The organism is Nocardioides fonticola (assembly GCF_039536805.1).
In the GTDB taxonomy this organism is placed as follows: Bacteria; Actinomycetota; Actinomycetes; order Propionibacteriales; family Nocardioidaceae; genus Nocardioides; species Nocardioides fonticola.
Genome location: NZ_BAAAZH010000010.1, coordinates 135,094 through 143,272 on the forward strand (window position 1 = coordinate 135,094; position 8,179 = coordinate 143,272).

Consider the following 8,179-nt stretch of genomic DNA (forward strand, 5'->3'; position numbering starts at 1 on the left):
CGTGCGTGCCATCCGTCGCTTCACCGTCCGCCCCGTCCTGCCCGACGCCCTCGCCGGGCTGGGCACCCTCGCCGCGAACTTGCGGTGGTCGTGGCACCCGCCGACGCAGGACGTCTTCGCCGCCGTCGACGCCGACGTGTGGGCGAGCACGGGCCACGATCCCGTCCGGCTGCTCGGCGCGGTCGGGCGCGACCGGCTCGACGAGCTCGCGGCCGACGAGGGCTTCCTCGCCCGGCTCGGCGCCGCGGAGGCCGACCTCGACCAGTACCTCACCGCGCCGCGCTGGTTCCAGCAGAAGGTCGCGGACGACGGCCCGCGCGCCATCGCCTACTTCTCCCCGGAGTTCGGCATCACCGCGGTGCTGCCGCAGTACTCCGGCGGCCTGGGCATCCTCGCGGGCGACCACCTCAAGAGCGCCAGCGACCTCGGCGTCCCGATCATCGGCGTCGGCCTGCTCTACCGGCACGGCTACTTCCGCCAGGCCCTCTCCCGCGAGGGCTGGCAGCAGGAGACCTACCCGGTGCTCGACCCCGACGAGCTGCCCATCAGCCTCCTGCGCGAGCGCACGGGGGAGCGCGCCACCATCTCGATCGCCATGCCCGGCGGGCCCGACCTCGTCGCGCGCATCTGGGTCGCCCGGGTCGGCCGGGTGCCGCTGCTCATGCTCGACACCGACGTCGAGGGCAACCCGCAGGCCTACATCGACGTCACCGACCGCCTCTACGGCGGCAACTCCGAGCACCGGCTGCGTCAGGAGCTGCTGCTCGGCGTCGGCGGCGTGCGGGCGCTGCGCGCCTACTGCCGCATCACCGGCCACCCCGAGCCCGAGGTGTTCCACACCAACGAGGGCCACGCCGGGTTCCTCGGTCTCGAGCGCATCCGCGAGCTGACCGTGGCCCCGAACGGCCCGCAGCTCGACCTGGCCACCGCGCTCGAGGTCAGCCGCGCCTCCACGGTCTTCACCACCCACACCCCGGTGCCGGCCGGCATCGACCGCTTCCCGCGCACCCTGGTCGAGCAGTACTTCGCCGAGCCCGGCGCCACCCCCGGCGTCCCGGTGGAGCGCATCCTCGCCCTGGGTGCCGAGGACTTCGCCGGCGGCGACCCGGCCGTGTTCAACATGGCGGTCATGGGCTTCCGGCTCGCCCAGCGCGCGAACGGCGTCTCGCTGCTGCACGGCCACGTCTCGCGCGGCATGTTCAACGGCCTGTGGCCCGCCTTCGACGAGGCGGAGGTGCCGATCGGCTCGATCACCAACGGCGTCCACGCGCCCACCTGGGTGGCCCGGGAGATCTTCGAGCTCGCCGCCGGCCGCGGCGCCGACCCCCGTGGCGACGACGTCGACGCCTTCTGGGACGTCGTCGACCAGGTGCCGGCCGCCGAGATCTGGAACGTCAAGCGCGTGCTCCGCGAGCGGCTGGTCGTCGGGGCCCGCCAGCGCCTCGAGCGGTCGTGGCTCGAGCGCGGCGCCGCCAAGGCCGAGCTCGGCTGGATCGACGACGCCCTCGACCCCGACGTCCTCACCATCGGCTTCGCCCGTCGCGTGCCGTCCTACAAGCGCCTCACGCTCATGCTGCGCGACCCCGAGCGCCTCAAGGCGCTGCTCACCGATCCCGAGCGCCCGGTGCAGCTGATCATCGCCGGCAAGTCGCACCCCGCCGACGACGGCGGCAAGCGGCTCATCCAGGAGCTCGTGCGCTTCGCCGACGACCCGGCCGTGCGGCACCGCATCGTCTTCCTGCCCAACTACGACATCGCGATGGCGCTGCCGCTCTACCCGGGCTGCGACGTGTGGCTGAACAACCCGCTGCGGCCCTACGAGGCGTGCGGCACCTCGGGCATGAAGGCGGCGCTAAACGGCGGTCTCAACCTCTCCATCCTCGACGGCTGGTGGGACGAGTGGTTCGACGGCTCCAACGGTTGGGCGATCCCCTCGGCCGACGGTGTCGAGGACGTCGACAAGCGCGACGACCTCGAGGCGGCCGCGCTCTACGACCTCATCGAGAACGAGGTCGCCGCGCGCTTCTACGACCGCGACGCCGACGGCGTCCCGACCCGGTGGGTCGAGATGATGCGCCACACGCTGAAGTCGCTCGGCCCCAAGGTGCTCGCCAGCCGCATGGTGCGCGACTACGTGCGCGAGCTCTACAGCCCGGCCGCGCAGCACGCCCGGGCCCTCAACTCCGACTACGCGGGCGCCGTCGAGCTGGCCGCCTGGAAGTCGCGGGTGCTCGCGGCCTGGCCGCAGGTGCGGGTCGAGCACGTCGAGAGCTCCGGCATCGGCGACGCCCCCGAGGTCGGTGCGCCGATGTCGGTGCGTGCGTTCGTCGCGCTCGGTGCGCTGGAGCCCGCCGACGTCGCCGTTCAGCTCGTGCACGGACGCACCACCAGCGACGACGAGCTCGTCGACACCCGGGTCGTCGACCTCGACGTGGCCGAGTCCTACGAGGCCGGGCGCCACCGCTTCGACGGCACCGTGCTGCTCGACCACGCCGGCTCCTTCGGCTACACCGTGCGCGTCGTGCCGCGGCACGCCCAGCTCGCCTCGGTCGCCGAGCTCGGAGTCGTCGCGCTGCCGAGCTGAGGTCGGGCCGCTCCGGTCCGGTTGCTGCGGTGCGAGCGCAGCGAGCCGGTCCGGAACGAGCGGCTGAGGTGCGAGCGCAGCGAGCCTCGAAGCCCCCGCACCCGAGCGTCCACCGGTACCGGTAGGCGTTCGGCTCACCGGGTCTCGTGGCTCCTCGCTGGCGCTCGTCGCACCTTGACCATCGGGAGGGTCTCGAGGTTCGGCGCCGGGCGCCTTGCACCTCGAGCGCTCGATCCGGAGGTGCTGCTCAGACCTCCCGCAGCACCACGGTCGAGCGGCGTCCGATGGAGAGGCGGTCGCCGGCGTGCACGATGGTGCCGACCGGGAGCTTGAAGTCGGTCGAGACGACGACCTCGCCCTTCTGCACCCAGTCGTTCTCGGGCAGCTGGATGCGCTGCGGCAGCCAACCGGAGTTGAACCAGATGACGAACGAGGCGTCGATCTGCTGCTCGCCGCGCGGGCCGGGGGAGCGCAGCGGTCGACCGGAGACGAACATCCCGACGGCGCGCAGCTCGGTGTCGTGCCAGTCCTTCTCGCTCATCTCCCGGCCGGAGGGGTGCAGCCAGGCGAGGTCCTTGGGGCCGCCCTTGATCGCGGGGCGGCCCTCGTACCAGTGGCGCTGCCGTAGCGCCGGGTGCTCGCGCCGCAGGCGCAGGGCCGCCTTGGTGACCTCGTAGACGTCGAGCCAGGCGTCGTCGGGACGCCAGTCGATCCACGAGATCTCGTTGTCCTGGCAGTAGGCGTTGTTGTTGCCGCGCTGGGTGCGCCCGCGCTCGTCGCCCGCCGTGATCATCGGGACGCCGTTGGACAGGCACAGCGTCGCCATGATGTTGGCCGCCTGTCGGCGCCGTACCGCCTGGAGCGCGGGGTCGTCGGTCTCGCCCTCGATGCCGTGGTTCCAGGAGCGGTTGTTGTCGGTGCCGTCGCGGTTGTCCTCGCCGTTGGCCTCGTTGTGCTTCTGCTCGTAGGTGACGACGTCGCGCAGGGTGAAGCCGTCGTGGGCGGTGACGAAGTTGATCGAGGCGTACGCCGAGCGGCCGTCGTCGGCGTAGAGGTCGCTGGAGCCGGCCAGACGGGTGGCGACGGTGCGGATGCCGGAGGTGTGGTTGCGCCAGAAGTCGCGGATCTCGTCGCGGTACTGGTCGTTCCACTCCGCCCACGGCGGCGGCATCCGGCCGACGAGGTAGCCGTCCATGGAGGCGTCCCAGGCCTCGGCGATGAGCTTCACGTGCCGCAGCACGGGGTCCTGGCCGATCGCCATCAGCAGGTCGCACTTCATGTCGATCTCGTAGCCGGTGCGGGTGAGTGCCGACATGAGGTCGAAGCGGAAGCCGTCGACGTGCATCTCGGTGACCCAGTACCGCAGCGAGTCGAGGATGAGGCGCAGCGCGAGCGGGTTGTTGGAGTCGACGGTGTTGCCGCAGCCGGTGACGTCCCAGTAGGTGTCGTCGAAGGGGCCGGGGACGCCGTCCTCGCCGACCTCGGGTGCCACCCGCTTGTAGAACCCGCGGTCGTCGAGCCCGCGGAAGCTGAGCGTCGGGCCGAGCGGACCGGCCTCGGCGGTGTGGTTGTAGACGACGTCGAGGATCACCTCGAGGCCGGCCTGGTGGAAGGCCTTGACCATCTCCTTGAACTCGCGCACCTGCTGGCCGTCCTCGCCGGAGGCGGAGTAGGCGTTGTGCGGGGCGAAGTAGCCGATGGAGTTGTAGCCCCAGTAGTTCGTGAGCCCGCGTTCGGTCAGTGCCGGCTCGGAGACGAACTGGTGCACGGGCAGGAGCTCGATCGCGGTGACGCCGAGGTCGTTGAGGTAGTCGATGACCGCCGGGGTGGCCAGGCCCGCGTAGGTGCCGCGCAGCTCCTCGGGCACCCGATCGTGCAGGGCGGTCATGCCCTTGACGTGGGCCTCGTAGATGACGGTGTCGCGCCAGCGGCGGCGCATCGGCTGGTCGCCCTCCCAGTCGAAGGTGCCGCCGAAGCTGTGGTCGACGACGACGCTGCGCGGCACGTAGGGCGCGGAGTCGTCGCCCTGCCGCTCCTCGGGGCTGCCGAAGACGTAGCCGAACGCCGGCTGCTGCGGGTCGAGGTCGCCGCTGATCGCCTGCGCGTAGGGGTCGAGCAGTAGCTTGTCGACGTTGAACCGGTAGCCCTGGGCGGGGTCCCACGGCCCGTCGACGCGGAAGCCGTACTTCGTCCCGGCGGCCAGCCCCGGCAGCGCGCCGTGGAAGATGCCCTGCGAGCGCTCGGTGAGCTCGAAGCGCTCCTCCTCCTCGAGGCCGTCGACCTCGGTGAAGACGCAGACCCACGCCTGGGTGCCGGCGGGTGCGTACACCGCGAAGTTGGTCGCCTCGGGCGACCAGGTCGCTCCCAGGGGGAAGTTGCGCCCGGGCCACACCCGCGCGGTCTGCCCCAGATGCGTCCACGTCATCGCCGTCACGGGTGCCATTGTTCCCGAAGCTGGCAGAGTGCGCCGGGAGACCGGTGCGGTCGGTGGGCCGATCGCGCGACATGACGTGACACGAGGTGAGAGGTGGCGACCATGGGCGAGTTCGTGCGACTCGAGGTGGCGGACGGCGTCGGGACGATCCGGCTGGACCGACCCAAGATGAACGCGCTGAACGAGCAGGTGCAGGAGGAGATCCGGGCTGCTGCCGGCGAGGCGACCGCCCGCGACGACGTCAAGGCGGTCGTGATCTACGGCGGCGAGCGGGTCTTCGCCGCGGGCGCCGACGTCAAGGAGATGGCCGACATGTCGCACGTCGACATGATCAAGCGCTCCAGCGGCCTGACCACCGCCTTCACCGCGGTGGCCAAGATCCCGAAGCCGGTCGTCGCCGCCATCACCGGCTACGCGCTGGGCGGCGGGTGCGAGCTCGCGCTGTGCGCCGACATCCGCATCGCGGCCGACAACGCCGTGCTGGGCCAGCCGGAGATCCTGCTCGGCATCATCCCCGGCGCCGGCGGCACCCAGCGGCTCACCCGCCTGATCGGCCCCTCGAAGGCCAAGGACCTCATCTTCACCGGCCGGTTCGTCAAGGCCGAGGAGGCCCTGGCGATCGGCCTGGTCGACCGCGTCGTCCCCGCGGCCGACGTCTACACCGAGGCGCTCGCGTGGGCCGGGCAGTTCCGCAACGCCGCCACCTACGCCGTCCGCGCCGCGAAGGAGTCCATCGACCGCGGTCTCGAGGTCGACCTCGAGACCGGCCTGGAGATCGAGCGGATGCAGTTCGCCGCCCTGTTCGCCACCGAGGACCGCGCGATCGGCATGGGCTCCTTCGTCGAGAACGGCCCGGGCAAGGCCTCGTTCGTCGGTCGCTGAGCCCGACCCGAGGTCTCCCGCAGACCTACCGGACCTACCGGACCTACCGGACCTACCGGCCGGGGGTCGCCACCGGCGCGCGCACCGGAGCCAGCAGCTCCGCCAGCGCCGCGCCCTCCAGCGACTCCCGGTCGGCCACGGCCTCGGTCAGCTCCGACCAGGTCCGCCGGTGCACGCGCAGCACCTCGCGTGCCTCGGCGATGGCGTCGTCCACCAGCGCCCGCACCTCCTCCTCGACCCGCTGCCGCGCCTGCTCGGAGAGGACGACGTCCTCGGGCAGCGATCCGAGGTGGTCGCCGCCGGGGCCGACCAGCCGCACCGGCCCGGTGCGCGGGCCGAGGCCGTAGCGACGCACCGCGATGTCGGCCGCAGTCGTGAGCGCCTCGATGTCGGCCTCGCACTGCGTCGATGCCTCACCGTGCAGTTCGAGCTCGGCGGCGATCCCGGCCGCGGGGAGCCGGAGACCGGCGAGGTAGCGGGAGCGGGACGCCGTCCGCTCCTCCGGGCCGATGCCGGCCGGCCCCGTGGCATGCAGGCTGATCCGGTCGCACTCGCGGCCGTCCACGACCGCGACGACCGCCCGGGCCGCCACTCGTGCCGCCGCGAGGTGGCGGGCCTGCGGGTCGGCGGCCGTGCGCGGCGTGGTCGCCCCGACGAGCACACGGTCGATGCCCTCGCTGAGGTCGGCGGCGGTGAGGGCCGCGCGCCCGGCACGGACGGCGAGGAGCGCGGCCTCGTTGAGGACGCCGGCGAGGTCGGCGCCGGAGAACCCGGCGGTGCGCCGGGCGACCTGGTCGAGGTCGACATCTGCGTCGAGCGGACGCCGTGCGGCATGGAGGGCGAGGATCCGGGCACGGCCCGCGCGATCGGGCAGATCCACCAGCACGTGGCGGTCGAAGCGGCCCGGCCGCAGCAGTGCCGGGTCGAGGACGTCGGGCCGGTTGGTCGCCGCGATCACCACGATGCCGGTGGCGGCGGTGAAGCCGTCGAGCTCGACGAGCAGCTGGTTGAGGGTCTGCTCGCGCTCCTCGGCCGAGCCGCCGTCGCCCTGGCCGCGGCGGCGCCCGAAGGCGTCGATCTCGTCGATGAAGACGATCGCCGGCGCGCTGGCGCGCACCTGCTCGAACAGGTCGCGCACGCGCGCCGCCCCGACGCCGACGAGGGATTCGACGAACGCCGCGCCGGCGACGGAGAAGAACGGCACGCCGGCCTCGCCGGCGGTGGCGCGGGCGATGAGGGTCTTGCCGGTGCCGGGCGGCCCGACGAGCAGGACGCCGCGGGGCGGCAGTGCGCCGAGCCGGTCGTAGCGTGCGGGATCGCGCAGGTGGTCGACGACGTCGCGCAGTTCGGCGACGGCCCGGTCGGCGCCGGCGACGTCGTCGAAGGTGTCCGAGGGCGGCACGGCGCGGCTGCCGCCGAGCCGTCCGAAGCCGCGGACGCCGGCCGTCCCCGCCGGACCGGCGAAGAGCAGGCCGAACAGCGCGGCGAGCACCAGCAACGGCAGCAGCGTGCTGGTCAGCAGCCGGATGGTCTGCTTGCCGGGTTGGCGGTCGACGACGATCGGCACGCCGCGGTCGACGAGCCGGTCGAGCAGGGCGGTGGCCGTGCCGTCACGCGTCGGGACGGTCGCCACGAAGGCGCCGACCCCGGTGGCGGTGCCGGTGAGCTGGTCGTCCTCCAGCCGCAACGTGGCCGACGTGACGGCGTCCCGGGCGACGAGCCGGTCGACTTCGCCGAGGCTCAGCTCCCGGCCGGAGGCGCCCCGGCTGAGGCTCGCCAGCGCGGTGGCCTCGAGGGCCACCAGCAGCAGGAGGGCGATCACCAGCCATCCGCGCAGCGTGCGCGGTCCGCGGGGGAGCTGGGAGGAGCGGGGGCGGGCGGAGGTCACGAAGGGGCCTTTCGTCGGCGGTGCGGTGGGCTCGGGTGGGGCCGGGCTGGGCTCGGGCTGGGATCGGGCTGGGATCGGGCTGGGTCAGCGCCGCGGGCGCTGGCCGGCGCGGACGACGCGGACGACGCGGACGACGCGGGCGCCCTCGGCGCGGCGACGCAGGCCGAGGCTCGCGCCCATGAGGGCCCCGACCCCCGCGAGGAGCAGGGCGGGCGCGGCGGTCTCGCCGACCCGCGGGGCGGGGGCCGCGGACAGTGCTGTCGAGGGGCTGCCCGCGGTGCCGGACGCCGTCCCCGGTGCGGAGGCCGGTGCCGTGCCGCCGACGGTGGCGGGGACGGGCGGCGGTGGCGGTGGGGGGACGGCGGCCGCCGGGCCGCCGGCCGCAGGCGCG

Annotated in this window: 5 protein-coding genes; 2 read left to right on the top strand and 3 right to left on the bottom strand. The window is 73.5% G+C overall.

All coding sequences use genetic code 11. From position 1 onward, the window contains the following. The first annotated feature begins 1 nt into the window (after window position 1). Window positions 2–2,584 (top strand): alpha-glucan family phosphorylase, encoded by a 2,583-nt coding sequence (glgP, locus tag ABD671_RS05905; RefSeq protein WP_344732335.1) that lies wholly within the window; start codon window positions 2–4, stop codon window positions 2,582–2,584. A gap of 247 nt (window positions 2,585–2,831) precedes the next feature. On the opposite strand, the gene glgX is transcribed toward glgP, so the two are convergent. Next, on the bottom strand, window positions 2,832–5,009 hold the full coding sequence (gene glgX / locus ABD671_RS05910) for a glycogen debranching protein GlgX (protein WP_344732506.1): 2,178 nt from the start codon (window positions 5,007–5,009) through the stop codon (window positions 2,832–2,834). Between the two features lie 111 nt (window positions 5,010–5,120). On the opposite strand from glgX, the gene ABD671_RS05915 reads away from it, so the two are divergent. Beyond that, entirely contained in the window at window positions 5,121–5,900 is a 780-nt protein-coding gene (locus tag ABD671_RS05915; RefSeq protein ID WP_344732336.1) for an enoyl-CoA hydratase/isomerase family protein, read from the top strand. 52 nt (window positions 5,901–5,952) lie between these two features. On the opposite strand, the gene ABD671_RS05920 is transcribed toward ABD671_RS05915, so the two are convergent. Continuing rightward, window positions 5,953–7,788, bottom strand: a complete 1,836-nt coding sequence (locus tag ABD671_RS05920) for an AAA family ATPase (RefSeq protein ID WP_344732337.1) — start codon at window positions 7,786–7,788, stop codon at window positions 5,953–5,955. An 84-nt stretch (window positions 7,789–7,872) separates the two neighbouring features. Further along, window positions 7,873–8,179 (bottom strand): hypothetical protein (locus ABD671_RS05925; RefSeq protein WP_344732338.1); only part of this gene is annotated, 307 nt, incomplete at its 5' end.